Below are 24376 nucleotides of genomic sequence, written 5' to 3'. Positions count from 1 at the left end.
GCTACCAGGAGACGTAGAGGGGTTGGGGCATCCAGGGGTGGGTGAGGATGGAGAGGCTCCAGGGGACCTGGTCGACGAGCACGTCGAGCGTCTTGCGTTGCACCTGGAGCTTCCAGCGGTCCTCGAGTTGTTCGAGGCGTCCTTCGCGTTGGAGGAAGGTCTCTCGCAGGCCCGCGACGGACGTGCCGGAGAGGATGGTCCAGTTCGCGATGAGGGCCTTGAGGAGCCGGTCGCAGAGGGACTGTTCCTGTGGGGTCATCTCGATGCCGCTGGGGATGGGGGTGGGGACGGAGAGGCCGCAGAGAATCTTGTTGAGGACGAGCAGGGGCTCGGGGGCGCTGGTGCGGCCGTCGACGAGGTACTGGAGCAGGTGCACGGCGCGCGTGGCGGGCTCGGGGTCCAGGCGTGTCTTGCCCTGGTCATCCACGTGCGTGAGGCCCAGCTCGCGGAAGAGGTGGGGCAGGAAGGGGCTGGTGAGGATGAGGCCCGCGTTCTCGATGTAGATGGGGTTGCCGTCGTTGGCGCCGTGCTCGTCCGCGCCGAGTTGGAAGGAGGTGCGCTGACGCGAGGGTTTCGTGGCGCGCGCGGGCGGGCGGGGTGGTGTGGTCCAGGCGGCGAGGAAGGTGGAGCGCCGCTGGTGGAGCACGGAGGCCAGGCGGGGGAGGGACTCGTGGTGGGCCAGTTCGATGGCGCGCTCCAGGAGTCGCTCGGCGACGCCGCGTGAGTCCCGGTGCGTGGGGTGGGCGCCGCGCAGGCGGGTGGAGAAGTGCTCGAGGAACGCGGCGATGAGCTGCTCGAGTCCGAGGCTTGCTCCGGGGCGTTTGCCGAGCAACTCCAGGACGAAGCGCCAGAACGCGGAGCGCTCCGTGAGGGAGGGCACGTCGGAGGGCGCCACGTCCTGCCATGCGGCGATGAGGATTTCGACGGTGGACAGGAGCGCGGTGTGGAGGCGGGGCGCGAGCACCGCGGAGAAGCGCGCGAGGAGCGGGTCAGGGAGGATGCGCGCCCAGTGTTCCTGGAGGTGGCGGCGGTGCACGTGACGGCGGATGAAGCCGTGGAGCACGTCCGGGGATTCGTCGAGGAGTGACTGGAGCAGGCGGAGCAGGGCGTCGTCGGAGAGTCCCGCGTAGCGGTCCGCGCTCTCGGCGAGCAGGAAGGCGAAGAGGGCTGCGCGTGCTTCCGGACTGTCGTGCGTGCCAGGGCGTGGAGGCAGTGGGGCGGACTCGGAGGGGCTCAGCGGCGCATCGAGCGGGTGGGCGACTCGCGCGGTGGATGGCCGATGACCGCTTGCTGGCGATGCGGTGGGGCGATGGAGGGGGGCTGACTCCGCGCGCGAGGAGGTGTCACCGGGTTGAAGAGGTGTGGCCCGCGCCCGTGGGGCTGTGTCGGAGGGCTGTGTGTCTCTTGCGTGGAGGTCGCCACGTTCGTGATGGACGTGCTTCACGGTCGCGGTGAGCGAGTCCGTGTGGCCATGCGCGAAGTGCTCTGTGGGGAGTGATGCGTGTGCCGCGGGAGGTGGTGCATCCGTGTGGTGCACCGTTGGACGTGTCGCAGGCCCGGAATGCGCGGCACCTCCCGTGTCGACGTTGGGAGGCGCTGAGTCGCTCACGCGCGCATCGAGGGCACTGAGGCTGGAGGGGACTTCGCTTTGTGCGTGCCGACTTGCGCCGTCGTTGCTGAAAGGTGCCGAGTCCCGCGCCGGTGGGACCGAGTCGCTGTGAACGGCGAGCGCATCGGTCCGCGCACGTGCGGACGCCTCGCTGCGACGGAGGAGTTCCTGGGTTCGTTCGTGCGAACTGGGGTCGTCGTGGCCGAAAGGTGCCTCGTCGTGAGCATGCGGAGCTGAGTCGCTGCGACTGAGGAGTTCCTGGGTTTGTTCGTGCGAGCGGACGCTGTCATCGCCAGGAGCGGGCGCGACTTGGGCACGGGAAACCGAGTCGGTGCGACTGAGGGATGCCCCGGCCCGTCCGCCCGAGTCTGCGCCCTCGAAGCGGAGGGGCACCCCGCTTGGTGCTTGCGAAGCTGCGTCGGTGTGACTGAGGGGTGTTCCGGCCCGTCCGCCTGGGGCAGCGCCCTCGAAGTGGAGGGGCACCCCGCTTGGTGCTCGCGAAGCCGCGTCGGTGTGACTGGGAAGGGGGCCAGCCCGTCCGCCTGGGGCAGCGCCCTCGAAGTGGAGGGGCACCCCGCTTGGTGCTCGCGAAGCTGCGTCGGTGTGACTGGGAAGGGGGCCAGCTCGTCCGCCCGAGTCTGCACCCTCGAAGTGGAGGGGTACCCCGCTTGGTGCTCGCGAAGCCGCGTCGGTGTGACTGGGAAGGGGGCCAGCTCGTCCGCCCGAGTCTGCACCCTCGAAGTGGAGGGGTACCCCGCTTGGTGCTCGCGAAGCCGCGTCGGTGTGGCTGAGAAGAGGGCCGGCTCGTCCGCCCGAGTCTGCACCCTCGACGTGGAGGGGTACCTCGCTTGGCACGCGCGAAGCTGCGTCGGTGTAGCTGGGGGATGTCCCGGCGAGTCCACGAGAGTCTGAGCTGTCATGACTGAGTGATGCCTCGTCCCGAGCGAGCGAATCGGCGTCGCTGCAGCTGAGATAAGCACGTGAGCCTGATACGTCGTGGCCGGGGGATGCCGCGTCGCTCAAGAGCGAAGGTGCGTCGTTGCGGCTACGAGAACGTCCGGTTCGTTCATACGAGTCGGACTCGTGGCCGAGGGATGCCTCGTCTCCAGCGAGCGAAGGTGTATCGCCAGATGCCCCTGTTCGTTCGTGCGATTCGGATTCGTGGCCGATAGCTGCCGCGTCGCCTGGACGCGAAGGTGCGTCGCTGCGGCTGTCAGAACTCCCTGCTCGTTCATGAGAGTCGGACTCGTGGCCGATAGGTACCTTGCCGTGCTCGCGTGAAGCGGAGTCGCCGTGGTCGAGACCTTCCTCCGCCTGCTCGTTTGCGGCTGGAGCTCCTTGGGCAACGGATTCTCTGTCCTGTCTGCGCGAGGCCGCATGGCCGAGGCCCAGAGGAACGGTGTCTTCTTCGCGTGATGTGGGGCCGCCTTGGTTGAAGGCTGCTTCGTCTTGTCCATGCGGAGCGTGGTGGACGGAGACACTGCTCTTTCCGAGCGAGGATGCGTCGCCGCGGTCGAAGGATGCCGCGTCTCGCCAGAGAGCGACCGAGTGGCTGTGGGTGCCGGATTCAACAATCTGCACGCGAGGGGCCGAGTCTCCGTGGTCGGTACGGATGCCGTCCGGCGTGCGCGAACTCGTGTCCGCATGAACGTGCGGAGCTCGTTCGCCCGCGTGCCACCGTACGTCGCCATCCTCGTCGCGAGGAGCCCCCCTGCGCGGACCATCAACGTCTCCGGAAGGTGACGTGCCACCTCGCTCACGAAGGTGTTCGAGCGCCGCACCGAAGACCTCCGCATGTTTCTGGAGCACTCCTCCCGATGCGCCCCAGTCCGCGATGACGCGCGACAAGAACCCCTGGGCTTCCAGGGGCATCTCCGCCCCGAACACTCTCCGCAGCAGTCGGCTCACGGTGCTCCGGGAAAGCGGAGCCGTCTCTCCCAGCAACAGCAGCTCATGGAACACCGTCTTCCGCGCACCCTCGATGCCGCCCGGCAGCACCCGCTCCGGAAGCTCGCTCATCGCCCGGAGCAACGCCCGCATCGACCGGGACTCGCGCGGACGCAGCAAGTCCATCGCCCTGCCGAGAACATCCTCCCCACTCCGGTCGACGAGCACCGTCCGCAAGTCCTCCGTGTCCCGCAGCGCCAGGAGGAAGTGCCGACTGTCCTCGGGAAACGACGTCAGCAGCGCGCCGAGCAACTCCTCCACCGTCGGCCCTGCCTTCGTCCCGAAGCGAAGTCGGCTCACCAGCGCGGACTTGAGCGCATGTGCCTCCCACCGCGACAGGTCCGCGTCACGAACTCCCCAGTCCTCCGTGCCTCCCGGAACCCGCGTCGCCGAGAGCTCCTCCAGAACCACCGGCTTCCCATCCAGCAGCGCCGCGAGCAGGCGCGCGAAGAACAACGGCTTGTCCTCGGCGCGCGCCGCGAACACGGGCAGCGCCGAGCGCAGCGGACTCCCTTCATCTCCGGGGCGCGGCATCAGCCGCACCAGCAGCTTCGACAGCACCTCCTCGGGAATCCGCCGCACCGCCCGGACCAGCCGCGCCAACGAGCCACCCGATTGCTCCCAACCGAGCACCCGCCGTTGCAGCGAGCGAGGCAGCTCCGGCAGCGTCGCGACGACCCGCTCCGCCGTCAGCTCCGGCATGCGCACGAGCGTGGCCCACGGCAGCTCCCCATGGCGGAGGTAATACCGAAGCGCCTCCGCCAGCTCATACCGCGCCGACGCCGACTCCGTGGTCGCCAGCTCCTCATCGAGCACCGGAGTCTCCACCTCCTCGACCTCGGGGAGCGGAAGCTCGCGCACCAGCTCCCCGATGACGGACGACAGCGACGCCAGCACCGGGTGCCGCTTCCGCACCTGCTCCAACCCGGAGTCCAGCGTCGTCAGCAGCTCCGGATAGTCCAGGCCCTGGCTCTCCGAGACCCCCTCGAGCAGGAGCTTCAACGCGCTCTTGCGGTTGAACTGCGAGCCCGCGTCCTTCACCAGGTACGTCAGCGTCAGCGACCAGAGCAGCCGTGACAGCGCCCGGTCACTCAGCGGCAACACCGGCTCGATGCGATGGAGCGCCTGGAGGCTGACGATGTAGTCGATGAGCAGCGCCGCGTGCTTCGGCTCCAGGAGCATCACGAGCTGCTCCAACTGCCGCTGGTCGAGCTGCAACACCAACCGGTCCAACACCCGCCCGAGCGTGGCGTGCTTGCCCACCAGCCGCACCAGCGAGGCCGGAGAGCTCCGGGCAAGCTCGGCGAAGAGCGCGCCGAACGAGAACGCCACGCCATGCGGTGCCCAGAAGGGCAGGGTGCCATGCAGCAGGTAATGCTCCAGCAACTCCAGCCGAAGCTCCTCCTCGGTCCGAGGCCGGTCCTCCGCCCGTGTCGACGAGCGCCGCTCCCGCACCGCCTGCTCCACGGCCTCCTGGAGTCGCAGGGAGAGCCGCTCCTCCACCACCTGCTCGAAGTCGTCGAACGGCACCGTCCCCAAATCCACATCGAGTCGGTCGAGGCGCAGGTGCAGCCCGGGGACATCCACCGCGTCGAACACCTTCTCGATGATGGCGAGCAGCCGACGCCGGTTGAAGTCACTCAGCCGGGGCTGGAGCGCCAGCGCCTGCTCCTCCGACGCCAAGGTCACCCGCAGCGTCTGCTTGCGGAGATGATGCCGCGAGCCCGTCATGCGGTGTCCGCCCCGGACTCACGGGCCGCCGCTTCCAGGAAGTCCCTCAGCCGCGCCGAGGCCAGCGAGAGCCCGGGCTCATCTGCCTGCCGGAGCGCATTCCTCCAGGCCCAGTAGAGCCGCTCGAAGGCCGCCATGCGCGAGGACCCGAGGAACAGACACTCCGCGACCATCAGCGCGGGCGCGTTGCTCCGGATGACCTCGCGCGCGAACGACTGGAACTCCGGCTCACGCCACTCGCCCGTCGCCGTGGAGATGACCGCCGTCACCGTGAAGCTGTAGGGGAAGGCGTCCTCGCCCTCGCGCCGGGCGGACCGCAGCAGCAGGTGCTCCACGATGTAGAGCTGCGAGCGTTGCCGGTTGAGCTGGCGCGCCTGCTCCACGAGCGCATGCGCCCGCGCCACCGCGCTCTCCACAGTCGGAAACTTCCCCGCCAGGTGCCAGCCCGCCTCGGAAGGCGCCTTGCACACCAGGGACAACGAGGACTCCCCCGGCAGCGTCCCCACGCGGAAGTGCTCCACCGCGCCCGCCGCGCTCAGGAACTCGCCCCCCAGCATCTGGGAGCGCAGGGGCGGCGCGGGAGGACTCTCCGGCGCGGGCAGCGAGGCGACGGGCGTGAAGCGCTCCTCGAGCATGTCCTCATATCGAGCCAGCGCGCGGCTCTCCGGCGCCGTGCTCGCCGAGTCCGAGAGATTCAACCCATGCTCATCCAGCCCATCGATGAGCGTGCGCGAGTCCGCGACGGGCATCCCCAGCTGGATGCGGCTCTTGATGGCCATGCCCGCGACGTTCCGCGGCCCGGGGCGCTCCAGCGCGTCGATACCGCGTCCACGCGAATGCGTGCTCTCGACCAGGTGCTCGAACAGCGCGAGCTTCGCGCGCAGCACCCGCTCGGCCTGGAGCGCGTCCGGAGTGCCGTCCCACGACGTGCCCGCGACGGAGTCCTCGTCCAGTTGCTCCCCGCAGAGCGCCAGCAGCACATCGAGGAACCGGTTGCGGCGCGCGGTGACGGGGTCCTGGCTTGCGACCAGCTCCTCCAGTCCGAGCGCATAGCCCGGCGAGTCCCCTCCCTCCGAAGGCTCCGCGAGCAACGGCTCCACATCCGGAACCGCGTCGGTGAGCAGCTGGAAGAAGTACGTCCGCTGCAGGTCCGGGTCGCCGGAGAACAGGTCCCGCACGTGCGCGAGCTGCGCGAAGAAGTCCGTGAGGAGCTGCTCGAACACGAGCAGGTAGCCCTTGAGCTGGCGCGCCTGGGCCTGACGCAGCGGCGGTGCGCCCTCGGGGAGGCCCGCGGACCCGATGCCGTAGACCATGGGGTACTGCGTCTGGATGGAGGTGTACGCGCGGAAGTCCTGGCGCTGACCTCGGGGCATGCCGAGGTACTCCTCGTATTGGCTCCCCAGCGGATAGGTGCGGCGCTGCTCGGCCCACAGGCGCTCCAGCTCACGGCGCACGCGCGCGGGATGGGGCTTCACCTCCACGCCGTTGCGCAAGAGCCGAATCGAAAACCCGCCCCGCTTCGCGTCCGTGCGCGTGTCGAGCCGCAGCACCTGCTCCGGCGCCACCGGCAGCGCGCCGTCAGGTCCGGTGGCGACCTGGCCACCCGCGCGCAGGCTCACCCCTCGGACACTGGAGACGCCGGGCGTCTGCGCCATGACGCGGATGAGGTCCTGGAGCGCGATGGACGCCGCCTTGGGCTGCAGCTGCGCGTCCGCGATGAAGCCGTTGCGCAGCAGCGGCCCCTCCAGGATTTCATCCGGGGTCCGGCCCGCGTCGAGCAGGGACTTGAGTGACTCGCGACGCGGCTCGGGCGCGAGGAGGTTGCCGACGCGGAAGAACAGCGCGGCGAGGATGTCCTCGGGCGTCCGACGCTCGTCGATGCTGGCCTCGGCGGTGACGACGGCGTCGAGCGGCTCCAGGAGCGAGACGTCGCGGAGGTCCTCGCACAGGGCGCGGTGCCGGCTGTAGACGCGGCGGACGGCGTCGATGATGGCGTCGGGGGAGCGCTCGTCGGTGGCGCAGTCGTCGCGCCCCGGCGCGAGAATCCTCACGTCGTAGAGCCCCTGGACCTCTCCGGTGGTGACGGGGGTGAGCCAGACATTGGCGACCTGGGGAACGCGGTCGATGAGCAGCTTGCGGTAGTCGCGCTCCGTCACCGGGTCGCACGGGAGGATGTCGAGCGCGGGGAAGAGCCCCTGTCGCGCGGGCTCGATGACGCCCGTGACGGGGTCCACCAGCAGGTCGGCGAGCGGGAACGTCGCGCGGTAGGACAGCTCCGTGAGCGCATAGCAGAGCTGCTGCAGCGTGGTGACGCCGGAGTCACTCGCGTTGTAGTCCGTCCATATCTTCCCCGAGAGCTCCTGGAGGAGCGCGGTGCCCGCCTTCTCGAGCGCGGCGTAGTCCAGGCCCACGTTCGTGGGCGGCGTGGCGGTGACGGTGACGGGCTCTGCCATGGTGTGCTCCGAAAGGGCTCAGTAGCCATCCGCGGCCAGCAGGGCGGCGGGCGCGTCCGCGGCGCTCAGCGCGTGCCGGGTCTCCGAGGTGAGGAAGTACCAGTCGGACTCCAGCGTCTCGGGACGCGGCGAGTGCTCCAGCTCCAGCGAGAGCAGCTCCTCGACATAGGGGCGCGTCTGGATGAAGTCGGAGACGTCCGCGCTCGAGCCGTACTCGCCCTGCCGTGTCGCGCGGGACGCATCGAAGTACCAGGGGGACAGGTACTCCACGAGCTCGCGGTCGAGCCGCTCCAGGCTCGCGCCCGTCTCCTCTCCGGCGCGGAAGCGCACCGCCGCGTCCACCTTCACGCGGACGTAGAGGGGATTGACGGCGCGGACCTGCGCGAAGCCGCTGGCGCGCTCCGCGAGGAACTGCTCGACCTGCTCGAGCAGCTCGGACGTGGCCTGGGGCACCGTCGGGTCCGCCGACGCCGACGCGTCGCGCCCGGGCACCACCACCACGAGCACCGCGCCCGGCACGCCGGACTGACGGGGCGCGTGCGCGGGCAGGGCCTTCACCTTCCAGAGGGACGGGAAGCGCTCCAGGGCCAGCCGCTCGTAGTCCCACGCCAGCACCGCGCGCTCCTTGTGGCGCAGGCGCTCCGAGGCGCGGACCTCGAACGTGTGCGCCGTCTCCGGCGGACGTCCTCCGAACGACGCCATCGGCTGGGAGATGCCGCCGATGTCGGGCAGCGCCTGCACGGACTGGGTGATGCTCCCGGCGGGCACGGGCGTGTCCACATCGACGCCGGGCGCGCTGCGCGTCGCCGTCACCGCGTGCGGCGTGAGCGCGAGCGTCCGGGGGAAATCGTCCGCCTCCTGTGGGACGGAGGCGCGCAGCCACTGGTAGTCGCCCTCGTCGGCGACCTTCGGCATCAGCGTGCTGCCTCGCGAGGTGAAGGTGGGCAGGCCCAGGGTGAGGATGCCCGTGCCCTGCAGTCCCCGCGTCGAGTCCGAGAGGACCTGGTCCGGAGGCAGCTGGTTCCATCGTGTCGCCGTGAGCCACTCCCACTGCACGGTGGGGACCTCGCCCGTCCCGGTGAAGGTGCCGCTCAGCTGGAACAGCATCGTGAGGCCCTGGGCTTCGTCCAGGCCGGTGAAGCCGAGGTACAGGTTCGCGGGCGCCTTGAAGTGGGGGAGCAGCGCGACGGGCCGCTGGGCGTCGGCGGTCACCTGCTTGAAGCCCTCGAAGGGCAGCAGGTGGAAGAAGCGCGCCTCGTCGAGCAGGCAGTGCGCGGAGTAGTGCACGGCCAGCGTCCGCACCTGGGGCAGCCAGGGGGGATTCGGGTACTTGATGTCCTTGAGGAGCCGCGACTCCCGCGAGGAGGTCTGCGAGCCGTCGGGCAGCTCCGCCAGCACCGCGTTCAGCACGTTGACGGTGTAGAGCGAGTCACCGAAGGCATACGACGGGGTGGCCAGCCGCAGCTCGAGCGCGCTCGTCGCCGGGTCGTAGTAGTCGGGTGGAGTGCCGGGGGCCACGTCGAACTGCTTCAGCACGGTGCCCTGGCACAGCGTGCCGCGCGGCTCGGGCGGGGGCGTGTCGCAGTCCGGCTTCGTGCGGAAGAGGCAGCAGCGCACGCCCTCCCGGGGGGCGTCCTCGCTCGGGGGAGAGCCGGGGCACCGCGGCGCGTCGGGCAGCACGAGGGGCTGGAGCGTCCAGGCGCCGGGGCGGAGCACGCGCAGGTCCGCGCTGAAGCTCGTGTTGTCGAAGAGGTCCTCCGTCGGCAGCCCGTCCGGCCCCACGCGATAGTCGCGGTAGTAGCCCGCGAAGCCCTCCGTGTCCGAGGGGATGTTGAACCAGTCGAGCGCGAGCGAGAGCGTGTCGAGGCGTTTGACGAACAGCTCGGTGTGACGCAGGCGCGCGTACGAGCCCACCACGGGCGACGCACCGAAGAGGGCCCACGGGGTGCTCGGGTCCACCTCGCCCTGGGTGTTCTCGATGCTCACGCCCGTCAGCTCGCGCACGTGGACCTGCAGCTCCAGGTTCTGGAAGGCCACCGCGTCGAGCAGCGACACGGGATGGACCTCGACGCCGTTTCGCAGGGCGACGGGCTCGGGGTTCAGCAAGGCGCGCAGCATGGGCAGGTCCGGCGCGGGCGCGGCGCCGTTGGGCACCACGGCGGGCGCGGACGGGGGCAGCTCGAACCAGAGCCCGAAGAACGTGACCACGGGCACCACGCCCACGGGCCCGAGATTCGCAGGGAGGATGGGCTCGTAGCGCTCCACCGTCAGCCAGCCCTCCTCGATGGAGACCTGGAGGGTGAACGACTCGCGCAGCACCTGCAGGAACACGGTGCTCGCATCGAGGCCGGTGGCCTCGGCGAGCGCCTCCAGTCGGGAGCTCAGGAGGCGAGCGGACTCGGGCGAGAGGGGCACGTTCAACGTCACCACGCGGCTGCCGCCCGTCAGGCTCAGGTAGCCGGATGCGAGCGCGAAGCCGAGCGTCGCGGGGCCGGTGACGGTGGTGGCGGTGACGCCCTCCCGCACGGCGCCGAACGTCGCCCAGCCGGCAAGGGGCTCCACCGCCGGGTCCGGCGTTGCATCCGGCTCGAGCGGCATCTCCGAGACGAGCACCTGCTTGACGACGGTGAGTGGCGTCGCGCCCTCGACGGGCGCCGCGACTTCCGGAACCAGCGGTCCGCTCAGCACCCGCAGCGCGAGGCGTCGGGCCACGGTGGCGCGCGAGACGCCCACCGCGGTGTCCGAGGCGAAGAGGATGTCCTGGCCATCCGGACGCTTCCCCGCGGGGAACAGGGTGCCTCGGGGAACGACCTCACTTCGCACCGCCTCGTCATCGGCGAGCGTGAAGGTGAGGTACGTGCTGTCCGGCAGCGCGCCGCGAGGTCGCAGGCGCAGCACGTCGCGGTAATAGAACGACGCATACCGCCCCGACACCGAGTTGACGGTGTCCTGCGCGGTGCGGAAGAGCCGCACGAACGCCATGTAGAGCGCCAGGTGCGGAGGATGGTCTCCATTCGCCAGCACCGAGGGCAGCACCTGCCGCGCGAGCCCCTGGAGCTGCGAGAGCGAATCCAGGAAGGCCCCCAGCAGCGGCTCCAGCTTCGCCATCGCCGAGCGCGCCCGCGCCTCCTTCGTCGCGCCGCGATACGCCGAGCCATCCGCCGGCAGGTCCTCCAGCCCCCAGAGCGGCGACATCCCAGCGACGTCCAAGCGGATGAGCCGCCCCAAGGCCTGCGGCCCGGCCGCGCCCTTCGCCAGGCTCACCAGCGAGCGCAGCGCCCCCGACAGCGGCCCCTCGACGGCCTTCACCAGGTCCTGCCCCAGGAGCCGCGCCGCCTCGCCCTGCGCGCCCAGCCCCGCGCCGCGCAGCCAGAGGTCGAACCGACGCGCGAGCCCGAGGATGAGCTCGAAGCCCTCCGAGAGCGTCTGGAAGGCGCGCTCCGGCGTCCGCGACAGGTCCACCTCCCGCGTCGTGCGCAGGAACTGCTCCTCCACCGAGCCCGTGTCCAGCGCGTCGATGGACGCGAGCACCATCACCGGGTCCGCGAGGAAGAACTCCGACCAGTTCCCGTCGCGCTGGTTCTTCAAGTCATAGAAGTAGACGAGCGCCCCGAAGCGCGGCGCGAAGTCGAGCAGCTCCGAGCGCGTGCGCCCGTCCACCGGCGCATACCCGTCCTCCAGCGCGCGCAGCCACCGCGTGAGCTGACTGGGCGCGTCGTTGAGGGCGACCTTGTTGTCGAGCGGAGCCATGGTCTAGGGCCCCGTGACCGGGATGCTCCCCTCCTGCAGATAGAAGGGATAGACGAGGTTGCTGCGCGAGTTCGTCTGCGTGACGACATAGGACACGGTGATGGAGAGCAGCCCGTCCACCGAGGCGTCCTTCTGCACCGTCACCGCGTCCACGACGATGCGCGGCTCCCAGTAGAGGATGGCCTGCTGGACGTAGTCCTGTATCTGCCGCGTCAGCGTGGTGTTCACGCCGCGGAACACCATCTGCCGCAGCTCACAGCCGTAGTTGGGCAGCATGGTGCGCTCGCCCAGCGACGTGGACAGGAGCACCCAGAGGCTCTCGCGGATGTCCAGCTCGCCGCTGGCCATCATCACGCCGCCGGTGCTCCGGGAGAACGTGGGCGGGAAGCTCCAGCCGGTGCCGAGGAACGAAGGGGCCTTGGTCTCCATGGCGCCTCACCCTCCAATCATCACCGTGGGCAGGCCCACGAGCACGGTGCCGCCATGGGCCGTCTTGTCCCCCAGCCGCGCCGCGGGCAGCCCCATCACCTTCACCGTCATGGAGCCCTTCACGATGGCGTCCGGAGGCCCCACGCAGATGGCGATGTCGCCCACCTTCGCCGCGGGCAGCCCGCCGATGAGCACGGTGACGGCGCCAGGGCCCGCGATGGGGCCCCCGACGTGCGGCACCTGCACGGGCCCCACGGGCGTCGTCATGGGGCACTGATGGAAGTCGGTGAGTCGGGCTGCGGGAGGCATGAGGCACTCCTTTCAGGCACGGCACTCAGTTGATTTTGACCAGCGTGCCGCGCACCGTGAGGACGCCGCTGGACGTCACCTCGGCCTGCGCGTTGCCGCTGGCCGCGAACTTCATCGAGGCCTTGTTCGTCACCTGCGCGCCGCTCACGGAGACATTCCCCGTGGCCTCGAGCGTCAGGTTCCCACCCGCCTTCACCGCCACGTTGCGCTTCGCCGTAATCTTCACGTCGGACGCGCTGTCCAGCGCGATGCCCCCCTTGGACAGCGACACGGTGTTGCCGTTGCTGTCCTGGAGCGAGAGGGCCCCGGACGTGTCGTCCAGCTTCACCGTGTGGCCGCCGGGCGTCTTGATGAGGATGACCTTCTTCTCGTCGTCGAACGACAGCTCCAGCTTGGAGCGCGTCACCACGGCCTTCTTCGTGTTCTGCTCGTCCGGCGCCGTCGCGGGCGCGCGCTGCTTGCTGTACACGGAGCCCAGGATGATGGGGTCTCTCGGGTCCTCGTTCATGAAGCCCACCACCACCTCGTCGCCGACCTCCGGATAGAACAGCGCGCCCACGCCCTTGGACGCGTAGAACATCCCCAGCCGCGCCCACACGCCCTGGCTCGGGTCCTGGAAGAGCGGCAGCCCCACCAGCACGCGCAGCTCCCCGCCGGGGTCCTTGGCCACCTGCTTCACCACGCCCGTCTGCAGCCCCTTGACCGGAGGAAGCTGCCCGGACGCCCCGGGCGCCGCGATGTCCGGGGCCTCCGACGTGAACCAGCGCGAGGACAGCCCGAAGTCCACCGTCGTCAGCCACCGCCCGTCCTCGATGTGGTGCTGCACGCCGCTGATGAAGGCCGTGCCGTTGAAGCGCGGCCCCAGCCCGCCCAGCTCCAGCGTCTTGCCCACCTTGGCGAGCGCGCTGCCCTGGAAGCGCGCCGTGCCGCGAATCTTCGACAGCTTCGACAGGAGCAGCTCCGCCGAGGCCCAGTCCTGGAGGTCCGTGGACGTCAGCTCCGCGCCCGTCTGCACCACCACCTTCTTCGCGCCGAAGACCTTGGCCAGCTCCGCCGAGGAGACGTTGCCCTGCTCCTTCACCGACACCGCGCGAGGCCCCGACTCGATGAGCTTCTGCGCGCCCGCGTCCCAGGTGTAGCCCTTGATGGAGGACGCATCGAACTGCGTCGTCGCGTCCAGCTCCGCCTGCAGGTCCAGCAGCGTGGTGCCGTACGCCACCGCGAGCACCGGCGCCTGGCGCGTGTCCGGCTCCGCCACCGTCACCTTCCCGCCGTCCGCCATGACGACCAGGCCGTTGAGCTGCGCCCGCGTCACCATCAGGTCCCAGTCCGTGGCGTAGTACTGGACGATTTCGTCGTGCACGCCGGTGGTGGCCTCCACGCTCCCGGACAGCCCGTTGCGCGACAGCAGCGTCTGGATGAGCGCGCTGTCCTTCACCTTCTCGAAGAAGCCGCTCTTGCGCTCCAGCGTCATCTTCAGCGCCTCGTCGCTCAGCTCCACCACCAGCTTCGAGCCCGACGCCGCGTCGATGTCCAGCCCCTGCCGGCACACCACGCCCTCGAAGATGCGCGTGTTGTCCCCGTCGTAGCCCGCGGAGATGGTGACGCGCGCGCCGGGCAGGAAGGTGGACGTCGCGCTGATGGGGAAGGTGCCCGTGGACGCATCCCCGTCGAACAGCACCAGCTTCGCGCGCGGCAGCTTGTTGACCCCCAGCCACGTGTCCACAGAGACGACGCGGAACGTGGAGGGGATGAGCGCCCCGTTCGCCTGGATGGCGAACGTCGTCAGGGCGCCCGCGTCCTTCGCCGGAGTGGGCGTGCTCATGTCTGGCCTTCCTTCAGCGGCGGGAAGATGAGCTGCGAGCCCACCGTGAGCCGCCGGAAGTCGACCAGGCCGTTGACCCGGGCCACCTCCAGGTAGAGCGTGCTGGTGCCGTAGATGCGGAAGCACATCAACGGCAGCGTGTCCCCCGCCTTCACCGTGCGCACGTGGGTCAGGTCCGGAGAGCTCATCCGGGCCTGGAGCGCCAGCTCCACCTCGTCGTTGTAGCCGAGGAACGTCCCCTTGGCCCGGGCGCGCAGCGGCGTGCCGTCCGGCTTGAACAGCGTGTACGTCATGCTCAGCTTCGACAGCCGGCACTTGAACAGGAACGTGCCCCACGACAGCTTCAGGTAGTTGGGGCTGTGGATGTTCCCGTTGTAGGTGAAGACCAGGTTCTTGAACTTCGACACCTGCTCGGAGATGCCGTCGTCGGTGAAGGGCATCAGCCCCGGCAGCGGGCTGGGCACCACGCCCGTGCCGTCGAACACCAGCTCCAGCTCCACCGTGTCGGAGGGAATCCGGTTGAACTCCGGCGAGCCCCCGCTGCTGCCCTGCGGCTGCACGTCGTTGTACTTGACGCAGTACGTGTGCGAGTACGACGCCGGGTTGATGTACACGGTGTAGCGGCCCACCTCCGACGTGAAGTCGGACTTCTGGTAGGCGAAGACCATCATCTTCTCGAGGCTGCCGGAGAACCCCATGGTCAACGCTCCCGCTGGGCCTTGAGCACCTGGAGCACGCGCCGCACGCACTCCTCCATCATCCGCTCCTTCTCCGCCTTCTCCTCCGCGTGGTTGCAGTCCGCCACCGGCGTGCTGGACACCTCCAGGCCGTCCTCGCCCGAGCCGCCCTTCACGCTGACCTGGATGCCCACCTCGTTGACCTCGAGCGGCATGCGCGCCTCACATCAACCGAGAGGTGAGCTGGGCCAGCTTGATGGCCACGGAGGCCGGGCTGCCCAGGTTCACCCGCTCGAAGTAGTTGTAGGACAGCTCCAAGGACTCGGTGAGGATGCGGTTCTCCTGCGAGCTCATGGGGGAGACCTGCCAGCGCAGCGGCCACGCGTTGACGAAGCCCCACGCCACCAGCGGCAGGCCTTCCTCGTTGAGCAGCAGCACCAGGATGTTCTGCGGGAGCAGGGGCAGGGACAGCCCCGAGCCCACGCTCTGTCCGAACCACTCCGCCAGGAACGAGTCCCGCGTCACCACGCCCCGCTTGAGCACCAGGTTGGAGTACCGGGCCGCCTTGGGCAGCTTGTGGATGAAGCGGTTCTCGCCGCCCTCGGTGACGTCCTCGGTGTCCCAGCGCGCCTCGATGCCGGAGATCTCCTGGAACGACGCGTCCAGATCGCTCGCCGCCGCGAGCAGCGTCGCGGAGCCGAGCACGGAGACGCTGAAGTAGAACGCGCCTGGCGGATAGTAGGGTTCGGACATGGCGATGAGAGGGGATTAAGGCGCGGCGACGACCAGCGTCTCGAAGGCGAGCTCGAGCGTCTCCACGGCCACCTCGTTGCCCTCGGACTTGAGGTCCGTGCCGGAGAGCTTCGTGGGCCACGCGTTGTTCAGCGTCCACGTCATCTTCGGCGCGCCCTGCTCATCCAGCAGACTGATGATGACCGTCCGCCGGGCAATCGTGTTCATCTTGATTTCGTTGTACCAGTCCCAGAAGCGGGCATCGTTCACGAAGATGCCCTTGCGCATCCTCACGTTCCCCACCTTGGCCAGGCCGGGCATCTTGATGGGATAGAAGCTGGGGTTGTTGCCGTGCCGGTACTCGATGACCTGCGTCTCCGTCTCCAGGCCATCCACTTCCTGGAAGCTCACGGAGGTGTCGTCCCCGAGCTGCACGGAGAAATAGAATTTCGGCAACGGCCAGATGTCGTTCTGAACTTCTCCTGCCATGGCGGCTCCTCGTTCGGCTTGAATCGGGTGGAATCAGTCGTGGAACGGCACGAAGGCGCTACGCGCTGGCGCCTTCCATCTTCTGCTTGAAGGTCAGCTCGATGAACTCCGCCGGGCGGATCATCTGCAGGGTGACCTGCACGACCATGTAGCCCTCGAGCACGTCCTGGGCCGTCATGGTGCTGCCCAGACCGCACTCCACGCTGAAGGCATCCGACGCGGTGGCGCCGAGCAGGCCGCCCTGCGACCAGAGCCCCTGCAGGAAGCTGGACACCATGGACGTCACCGACGCCCAGGTGCTGCCGTCGTTGGCGGAGAAGACGAAGCGGTCCAGCGAGCTCTTGATGGACTGCTCCACGTAGACGAGCGTGCGGCGCACCTGGATGTAGCGCCAGTCGTTGCTGTTGCCGTCCAGCGTGCGCGCGCCCCACACCACGGAGCCTCGGCCCACGAACTCGCGCACGGCGTTGATGGCCTTGCCGTCCACCGGGACGTTGAGGTCCGCCTGCTGGTCGTTGTTGAGCTTGAAGGTGGTGCTGGTGACGGACGTCAGGCTGACGTTGGCCGGCGCGTTCCACACGCCCCGGTTGGTGTCGTTCCACGTGTAGATGCCCGCCATGGCGCCGCTGGACGGCAGCACGTCGTCCTTGCCGGTGATGACGCGCAGCATGTCCGTGAGCAGGGGCAGCGCGGCAGTGAGGTTCTGGTTGAGCGCCAGCACCTCCTCCTCGAGCGTGACGGTGCCAATCTTGTCGATGTCCGCGTCCACCGCCGTCTTGCGCGTGGGGTTGGTGGCGTAGAGGTTGGCGCTCTCCAGCTTGAGGATGTCCTTGAGCGTCGCCTCCAGGGTGATGTTCCGGTAGTCGAAGTCGCTCACCTCCTGCACGGAGGTGTGCAGGAAGGGGAAGTACGCCATGCCGTAGTTGAGGAACTTGTCCCCGAGGATGCCGCGGTAGTCGGTGATGACCTGCGTGAGGGTGTCCTTGGTGACGGTGGCGGAGCCCCACACGTCCAGGAGCGCCACGCGGTCCTTGAGCTGCCCGCACTGGTCGAGCATCTTCGAGGAGACCTTCTGGTAGTCGGCCAGGGTGGTGAGGTTCACCGCGTCCGGGACGACGAGCATCGTCGGGCCCACCTGCTCGGCGATGACGTCCAGGCCGCCCTTGAGCGCGTCGGCGCCCAGCGTGGCCGTGTAGTCGCCCACGGAGACGATGTACGCGGTGCCGCCGCCGTTCGCGTAGAACAGCCGCAGGCTGTTGAAGAGGTTGAACTGGGTGCCGGTGGAGTTGACCAGGTTGTAGTACTTCCAGGTGGGCGTGGCCGCGTCGTACACCTTGAAGTCGTAGTCACCGGCCTTCTGCTTGGCGGTGTCGGTGACCTCCTCCAGCCGGAAGAGCGGGTCCGGCGCGCCGCCGAACACCTGCTGGTAGTCCGCCAGCGAGTTGATGAGGATGGGCTTGTTGAGCACGGGCTTGCCGCTCAGCTGGGCCGTCTGGGTGTAGCCGATGAAGGCGGGCACCGCCGTCTGGATGCCGACGACGGAGGGTGGGAAGGCGTCCAGCTCGGTGACATAGACGCCGGGAGTCTTGCGTGCGGGTCGGGTGGCCATCGGGTCCTCGTTTCGTGGGTGGCGCTGCTGCTGCTCTGGGGTTTCAGAGGTTCAGGAAGATGTCCGAGTAGTCGCGCGTTGCTTCCGGCGCGGCCCGCGAGTCACCGGAGCGCCGGGTGGGGCGCGTGCTCCGGGGCCTGCCGGGCGCAGGTCCGCTCCGGGGCAGCACCAGCGCGGGCGTGGCGACGGGCACGCGCGACATCAGCGTGTTCTCGAAGAGGCCCTGGGTCCTCAGCCCCTTGAGCTCGAAGATGAAGCTGGAGAGCTCCTGCAGCGGCAGGTCCTGGTCCGCGATGAAGCACTGGGTCACCCCCGCGCCCGGGACGGGGACGGGGACGGGGCCGGAGAAGGTGACGGGCTGGGACGTGTCCGTGTCGACCAGGCGCAGCTGCTCGTAGGTGACACCCTTGGGCGGGACGACGAAGTAGCACCAGCGCGTGCTGCGCCGCTCGAAGCGCAGCTGCAGCTCCAGCGGGACCACGCGCGCGCCCTCTCCCTGCGGAGGCACGTCGCACAGGGGATACAGCCCCGTGTCCTGCGGCGAGGGCTTCGCCAGCACCAGGTCGATGAAGCCCAGCGGCGCGGGGTACGCCTGCGTGTAGAGGACGACCTCCTGGTCCAGCACCTGTCCGTCGGCGGCGAGCTGCCGCAGGGTGTAGAGCCCCTCTGGTACGGCGACCAGGTCCAGGTAGAGGACCGAGCCCACGCGCTGCTCCTCCCCCGGCCCCTTCGCGCGCGCCTGCGCCACCTGCGCGCAGGTGATGAGGTAGGGCGTTCGCTGGGCCAGCAGGGACCTGGGGATGCTGCACGGCTTGCAGAGGACCTGCTCCCCGGACACGTCCATCACCACGACGCGGTCCACCGCGTCGCTCACCAGCACCACCTGCACCTGGGTGCCCACCACGCGCTGCCGGCTGTCGGCGGTGACGTGCTCACCGGGGTTGAGCAGGATGGGCGGGGTGAGGGCGCCCTCGCAGTGGAGCGGCTGGTCCGTGGGGGACGGGGGGCTGCCCACGAAGTGCGCGCCCAGGTTGTTGAAGTAGAGGTTGTAGAGGTTGGGCTGGAAGTCGCTGGGCAGGTCGGTGAAGTTGACGAAGTAGGGCGTGTCGGAGACGAGCACGAAGGACAGCCACGTCCACTGGCCCTGCTGGCTCCTGCGCTCCACCGCGGAGAAGAAGGCGTCCAGGCGGTTGGAGTCGAAGAGCACGGAGAAGTCCGTGCCCTCGTCGAGGAAGAGCAGGCCCCAGTCGCGCATCCTCACCCGCGTGTCGGGCGTGGGCTGGCAGCGCAGCACGGGGCAGCGGTCATCCGAGCCGTTGAAGTAGGTGTGGCGCAGGTCCACCGTCACCAGCCGCTCGTAGGCGTAGCGGCGGGCGGGCCCGTCGTTGCCGTGGGGCGCGGGGCCGGGCTGTTGCCGGGGGCCGGGCCTCAGCCGCGAGGGGCCGTCCAGGGCGCGCTCGTAGGCGCGGCGGGCGCGGCTCATGGCTCCTGCTCCCGGGGCTGCCCTGGCGCCTCGACACCCTTGGCCGCCGGCACCTGGGCCTGCATGGCCGTGCCCCGGTAGGGAATCATCCGGACCTTGTAGAAGACGGACGGCAGGTACTTCACCCCCGCCAGCCCCATCAGGTGGTTGAGGCCCAGGAGGTCCAGGTTGACGAACTCGAAGGTGAGCTTGTCGATGTCCGGGTCCAGCCCGGGCAGGCTCTGCTGGGTGAACCAGGGCGTCTGCTGGAAGTAGCTGATGACCTGCGAGATGGCCTCCAGGCCCACCGCGTACGCCTGGTCCTCGAAGTTGGCGTACAGGAGGACGAAGAGGTCGATGTAGAGCGGCGGAGAGACGATGCCGTACGTGTCCTGCGACACGGGGGCGTTGCGGTTGTACGTGCTGATGATGGTCTCGTGCTGGAGGTTGGCCAGGTACATCACCACCGCGTCACGTGCGGGCGCGGCCGGACGGCCCTCGGGGTCCGTCAGGTTGGAGAGCACCACCCAGGGCTCCTGCCGGGGTGCGAGCTCCGCGTTGCGGATGAACTCATCCAGCCGCGCGCGGATGAGCTCCAAGGTGCCTCCAATCTTGCCCAAGACATACCTCTCTCAGCGCGCCCCCGGGGCACGTCTGTCTTCAAAGGTGGAGTGAGACCCGGAGGGCCGCCGGGCTTCTTCACGAGGGCGCACCGGAAGAGGGCGCGACGTCGTTGCCGCTGAATGCGCTCACGCGAGGGTTCTGCTCGCGGAGTGAAGTCACAGTAACAGGTAAAACCTGTGTGTCAAACGAGGGGGATTGGGCAGACGTGGCGGGGAGGATGTCTGTTGAAACCCGTCGTGTCTGTCTTTGATGGCTGGGGAAGGAGGCCGCGCGGGGAGGGTTGGGGCGGCGCGGTGATTCCGACGCGCGGCATTCCCATGCCCGAGGGACGGGCGGGGCCAACGGCCCGTCAGCCGGGGCGCACCTGGAGGGTCCGGGCGGCGGGGGCTCCCGGACAGCGCGGGTCGGGTGGGGCGGCCCGGGCGTCGACGGGGGAGGGTGAGTCAGCGCCGCCCGGGCCGGATTGTCGGCCTCGCGCGCGTTCGGGCGGGGGTGGGACGGAGGTAGGGCCCCACAAACGAATGAGTCCGTCCTTCTTTCGAAGGACGGACTCGGTGTGGTTCAGCGTCCCCGGTGAAGGGGCCGATGGGAAGGACTCAGGCGAGCGACGCGGCGTCCAGGCCGGCGTCGGCCATGAGCAGCGCCAGCTCCGCCTTGAGCTTGTCCTTGGCGCGAATCTCCAGCTGGCGGGCGCGCTCGCGGGAGAAGCCGAAGTGCTCGCCCAGCTCGCTGAGCGTCATCTCGGAGTCGCCCATCACCCGGTTCTCGATGATGAAGCGCTCGCGCGGGTCCAGGCGGCGCAGGGCGCGCTGCACCAGCTCCCGGGTGAGGCCCGCCTGCTGGCGGTCGGCCACCTCGTCCTCGTGCGAGGCGGTGGCGGACTCGACGAAGTCCAGGTGCGTGGCGTCGCCGTCCTCGCCCACGGGGGCGTCGAGCGACAGGTCCCGGCCGCCCATGCGCTGCTCCATCTCGCGCACCTCGGAGGCCTTCACGTTCAGCTTGCGGGCGATCTCCTCCGCGTTGACGATGTTCGCGTCGCCGGCGCCCATGCGCTCCAGCTCGCGGCGGGTGCGCGCCAGGCTGAAGAAGAGGCGGCGCTGCGCCTGCGTGGTGCCCAGCTTCACCAGGCTCCAGTTGCGCAGGATGCAGTTCTGGATGTACGCGCGAATCCACCACACCGCGTAGGAGATGAGGCGGATGCCCTTGTCCGGGTCGAACTTCTGCACGGCCTTCATCAGGCCGATGTTCGCCTCCTGGATGAGGTCCGACATCTTCAGGCCGTAGGAGCGGTACTCGTAGGCCACCTTCACCACGAAGCGCAGGTTGCTGGTGACCAGCTGGTGGCCCGCCATCAGGTCGCCCTTGCGGAAGCGCCGCGACAGCTCCTGCTCCTGGGGCTGCGTCAGCAGCGGGTACTGGTTGATCTCCGAGAGGTACGTGGAGAGGGAGTCCGGGGAGGAGAAGTGGGAAGAATCCTGCATGGCGTCTCTCGGGGAAGGGGGCCGTTGGGAGCCGCGCCTCGGCGGCACGGGTGGGGTCCTTCGCAATGCGCATGCCACGGGCCACTTGCGCCATTTCCCAAGGAGTCCAGGGGTTTGCATCGAGGCCCAGGGGTGCTTAAGGGCGGACCTCTTTCGTTTTTACAGGGGGCTGATCCGAAGACTCTTCCGATTGTCTTCCAGTCGACGAAGCCTGGGAGTCGGTGTCGGGAGGAGCGCGGGCGAGCAGGGGGGCGACTGTGCGCGGGGGGGCTGGGGCGGGGTGGATCGTCGCCACCTTGAGGGCATGGTGGACCTGTTCCAGCTCTTCGCGGTGTCGGCGGTGGTGATGGGGGTGTCGCAGACCATCGCGCGCGAGCGCATCTTCGCGCCGCTCCGGGCGCGGCTGGGGGGCAAGGAGACGTGGTGGGGGTATCTGGTGTCGTGTCCCTACTGCGTGTCGCACTACGTGGCCTTCGTGCTGGTGCCGTTGACGGGGACGTACGCCATCGACGTGGTGGTGGGTGGCTGGGTGGGGTGGGGCTTGAGGTGGTTTCTCTCCGCGTTGCTCGTCACCGTCATCGCGGCCTTCTACCGGGTGCTCTTCTGGTTCGTGGACGAGAGCCAGGGACTGGTGCGCCGGCGTCAGCGCACCGAGGACGAGGAGACGGCGACGAAGCGGCTGGTGCGAAGACAGGTGGAGCAGAAGGTCTCGGGTGAACCCCCAGAGCCGCTGCCTCCATCACCGCACTGAGGCGCGGGGCTACCCGTGGCCCGGGCGTCATGAGAAGAAGGAGCCCGTCTGGCGTCCGGAGGACGACTTGAAGCCAGGGGCTCGATGACGGACGAATCGAAGCAGGCGGCCGTCCCGAGCGGGCGCGCCTGGGTGGTGTTCGCGGGGATGGTGGTGGTGGCGCTGGGGTTCTTCGCCCGGGCCGCCTTCTCGAGCGACGTCTTCATCGCGGGCGACACGCTGCGCGCCTTCTATCCGATGCGGGCCTTCTGGGCCGAGCGCGTGTCCACGTTCGACCTGCCCGAGTGGTACGCGTACGACGGCTTCGGGCAGTCCTTCCTGGGCATCTTCCTGTCGGGCGCATTCCACCCCACGTCGCTCTTCCACCTGGTGCTGCCCCTGGGCGCGGCGGTGAAGCTCACCGTGTTGTCCTGCTACCCGGTGGCCATGCTCGGGGTCTGGGCGCTCCTGCGCGAGTACGGCGTGCCGCGACCGGGCGCGCTCTTCGGCGCGTGCTGCTTCGCCTTCAGTGGCTACCTGGTGTGCATCACCAACAACCCCACCTATCTGCTGGCGGCGAGCACCGTGCCCGCGGCGCTCTGGGGCGCGGTCCGGTTCCTGCGCGCGCCCTCGGCGCGGCGGCTGGCGGTGGGGGCGGGGCTGTTGGCGCTGGTGGCCTTCGCGGGGGACGCGCAGGGCTTCGCGATGACGAACGCGCTCGTCGTGCTGGTGGCGCTGGTGGACCCCGAGGCGGGCGGCTGGCGGCGTCGGGTGACGACGTGTGCGGCGCTGGTGGTGACGGGCGCGCTGCTGTCCGCGCCGCAGCTGTTCCCGGCCGCGGGGCTCGTGTTGTCCGGCGAGCCGGGGGCGCGCTCGGTGGTGGAGGCCCAGCGCTTCTCGCTCCACCCCTTGCGGCTGGGGGAGCTGTTGATGGGGCCGTACCTGGCGGACAAGCACGGGCTGCGCGGCGTCCCGGACGTCGTCGTCTGGAACCTCGTTCCCTCGGGAGGCTTCGGCCGGGTCTGGGTGGATTCCATCTACGTGGGCACGCCCGCGTGTGTGCTGGCGCTGGCGGGGCTCTGGGCCTGTGCGCGGCGGCCGAGGGCGTGGGTGCTCGCGGGGGCGTGGGTGCTCCTGCTCGCGCTCTGCCTGGGAGACTCGCTCCCTCTCTATGGCTGGGTCTACCAGGTGCTGCCCTTGTGGCGCCCCTTCCGCTACCCGGAGAAGCTGGTGCCGCTCGTCACGCTGGGTCTGGCGGTGGCGGCGGGGCTCGGCTGGAAGCACTGCCTGGTGGAGGACGGCACGCGCCGCGCCGTCGTGGGCGCGGGGCTGGTGCTGGGCGCGCTGGGGGGCGTGGTGGCATTGGGGGAGGCGGCGGGCGGGTGGTGGACGCGCGGCGTGCTGACGCCTCGCTGGCCGGAGGTTCCCCCGGTCGTCGTGGGGGGGCTGTCGGGCAACGTCGTGTGGGCGGGCGCGGTGACGGCGGTGCTCGCGCTGGCGTGCGCGGCCCTGGCCTGGCCGTGGGGGGCGGCCAGGCTGCGAGCCGGGCTCTTCGTGGCGCTGGAGCTGGGCGCGTTGGTGTGGGCGCACGAGCCGCTGTACGTGCTCGCGCCGGCGGAGTTGCTGGAGTTGTCGCCGCCCTTCGCGGACCGGATTCGTGAGCGGGTGCCCGCTGGCGAGCCGGTGCGGGTGGGGTCGTCGGTCCGCGCCATCGGCAACGCGAGGGCGGTTCCGGGGCTCGACCATCATGGCCGGCTGAGCCTCGGCTTCACGACGGGGCTGCTCCCGGACACGGCGACGCTCTGGGGATTGGAGAGCGCCAATGGCTACATGCCCGGGGAGAGCGTGCGGGTGCGCGGGCTGAGGCGGGATGTGTCGCGCTGGTACGGGGAGCTCGCGCCCAGATTGGGCACGCCCTTCTCGGTGCACAGCACGCGCGCGGGCTCCGGCGTGGTGTTGCCCCCCACGGTCCGGGTGCTCGCCGAGGACCCCTTGTTCGAGACAAAGCTGGTGGAGCATCCGGAGGCGCTGGCGAGGGTGCTGCTCGCCCGGCCCCGATGTGTCGCGGGGAAGGATGAGGCGCTGGGTCTCCTGCTGACGGGGCCGCTTCCGCCTCGCGATGTCGCCGTCGTGGAGTGCGCCGGCGGCCCCCTGCCCGAGGCCTCCGAGCGGCTGACGGGCACCGTGCGCGTGGAGCGTCCCTCACCCGAGCACCTGCTCGCCGAAGTAGAGGCCTCCGAGCCCGCGGTGCTCGTCATCAATGATGCCTGGCAGCCCGGATGGACGGCGTGGGTGGATGGACGGGAGACGGCCATCCTCCCCGCCAATGTCGCGGTCCGCGCGGTGGCGGTCCCCGCCGGCCAGCACCAGGTGGAGCTGCGCTACAGGACACCCGGGCTGCGCCTGGGGCTCCTCGTCGCCCTGGGCACGCTGCTCGCGTGGGTCCTGCTGGAGCGCATGGGCAGACACGCGACGGGCAAGGCGACGACATAGCCCGCGGACGCGTCGGCTCCGCGGCG

The 24376-nt window shown here is 69.7% G+C and carries 16 protein-coding genes; 2 read left to right on the top strand and 14 right to left on the bottom strand.

From position 1 onward, the window contains the following. Position 1: 1 nt before the first annotated feature. From AC6JA9_RS35135 to AC6JA9_RS35070, 14 genes are all read right to left on the bottom strand, one after another. Positions 2-5287: a contractile injection system tape measure protein gene (locus tag AC6JA9_RS35135; protein WP_497958449.1), complete on the bottom strand. Its 5286-nt coding sequence runs from the start codon at positions 5285-5287 to the stop codon at positions 2-4. Beyond that, positions 5284-7740, bottom strand: coding sequence for a baseplate wedge protein (locus AC6JA9_RS35130; RefSeq protein WP_497958448.1), 2457 nt, complete (start codon positions 7738-7740; stop codon positions 5284-5286). Before AC6JA9_RS35130 ends, AC6JA9_RS35135 begins: the two co-directional genes overlap by 4 nt. An 18-nt stretch (positions 7741-7758) precedes the next feature. Further along, complete coding sequence (locus AC6JA9_RS35125; RefSeq protein WP_497958447.1) at positions 7759-11490, bottom strand: baseplate J/gp47 family protein; 3732 nt, start codon at positions 11488-11490, stop codon at positions 7759-7761. A 3-nt stretch (positions 11491-11493) separates the two neighbouring features. Then, on the bottom strand, positions 11494-11919 hold the full coding sequence (locus tag AC6JA9_RS35120) for a GPW/gp25 family protein (protein WP_223748298.1): 426 nt from the start codon (positions 11917-11919) through the stop codon (positions 11494-11496). Between the two features lie 6 nt (positions 11920-11925). Then, on the bottom strand, positions 11926-12228 hold the full coding sequence (locus AC6JA9_RS35115; protein WP_046716010.1) for a PAAR domain-containing protein: 303 nt from the start codon (positions 12226-12228) through the stop codon (positions 11926-11928). Positions 12229-12253: 25 nt separating this feature from the next. Then, positions 12254-14053 (bottom strand): type VI secretion system tip protein VgrG, encoded by a 1800-nt coding sequence (gene vgrG / locus AC6JA9_RS35110; protein ID WP_426745135.1) that lies wholly within the window; start codon positions 14051-14053, stop codon positions 12254-12256. Beyond that, positions 14050-14751 carry a CIS tube protein gene (locus AC6JA9_RS35105; protein WP_141329741.1) on the bottom strand — a complete coding sequence of 234 codons (702 nt, stop codon included), beginning with the start codon at positions 14749-14751 and terminating at the stop codon, positions 14050-14052. The genes vgrG and AC6JA9_RS35105 overlap by 4 nt, the downstream gene beginning before the upstream one ends. Positions 14752-14753: 2 nt before the next feature. Further along, a complete protein-coding gene (locus tag AC6JA9_RS35100) occupies positions 14754-14945 on the bottom strand; it encodes a DUF5908 family protein (protein ID WP_223748300.1) in 192 nt (63 codons plus the stop codon). A gap of 7 nt (positions 14946-14952) precedes the next feature. Continuing rightward, entirely contained in the window at positions 14953-15483 is a 531-nt protein-coding gene (locus AC6JA9_RS35095) for a phage tail protein (RefSeq protein WP_046716006.1), read from the bottom strand. A gap of 15 nt (positions 15484-15498) precedes the next feature. Next, positions 15499-15951, bottom strand: coding sequence for a phage tail protein (locus AC6JA9_RS35090; RefSeq protein WP_046716005.1), 453 nt, complete (start codon positions 15949-15951; stop codon positions 15499-15501). A 58-nt stretch (positions 15952-16009) separates the two neighbouring features. Continuing rightward, positions 16010-17560, bottom strand: coding sequence for a phage tail sheath family protein (locus AC6JA9_RS35085; RefSeq protein ID WP_223748301.1), 1551 nt, complete (start codon positions 17558-17560; stop codon positions 16010-16012). 43 nt (positions 17561-17603) lie between these two features. Further along, positions 17604-19043, bottom strand: coding sequence for a hypothetical protein (locus AC6JA9_RS35080; RefSeq protein WP_223781547.1), 1440 nt, complete (start codon positions 19041-19043; stop codon positions 17604-17606). Continuing rightward, positions 19040-19642 carry a Pvc16 family protein gene (locus tag AC6JA9_RS35075; RefSeq protein ID WP_426745137.1) on the bottom strand — a complete coding sequence of 201 codons (603 nt, stop codon included), beginning with the start codon at positions 19640-19642 and terminating at the stop codon, positions 19040-19042. Before AC6JA9_RS35075 ends, AC6JA9_RS35080 begins: the two co-directional genes overlap by 4 nt. A 600-nt stretch (positions 19643-20242) precedes the next feature. Continuing rightward, positions 20243-21127 (bottom strand): RNA polymerase factor sigma-32, encoded by an 885-nt coding sequence (locus AC6JA9_RS35070; RefSeq protein WP_141333508.1) that lies wholly within the window; start codon positions 21125-21127, stop codon positions 20243-20245. Between the two features lie 304 nt (positions 21128-21431). On the opposite strand from AC6JA9_RS35070, the gene AC6JA9_RS35065 reads away from it, so the two are divergent. Further along, positions 21432-21878: a hypothetical protein gene (locus AC6JA9_RS35065; RefSeq protein ID WP_483578664.1), complete on the top strand. Its 447-nt coding sequence runs from the start codon at positions 21432-21434 to the stop codon at positions 21876-21878. 84 nt (positions 21879-21962) lie between these two features. After that, positions 21963-24350, top strand: a complete 2388-nt coding sequence (locus AC6JA9_RS35060) for a YfhO family protein (RefSeq protein ID WP_483578663.1) — start codon at positions 21963-21965, stop codon at positions 24348-24350. Positions 24351-24376: the final 26 nt, after the last annotated feature.

Source organism: Myxococcus sp. MH1 (assembly GCF_059738865.1).
The sequence above is the reverse complement of the archived record's forward strand: the minus strand, read 5'-3'. Positions and strand labels throughout refer to the sequence as shown.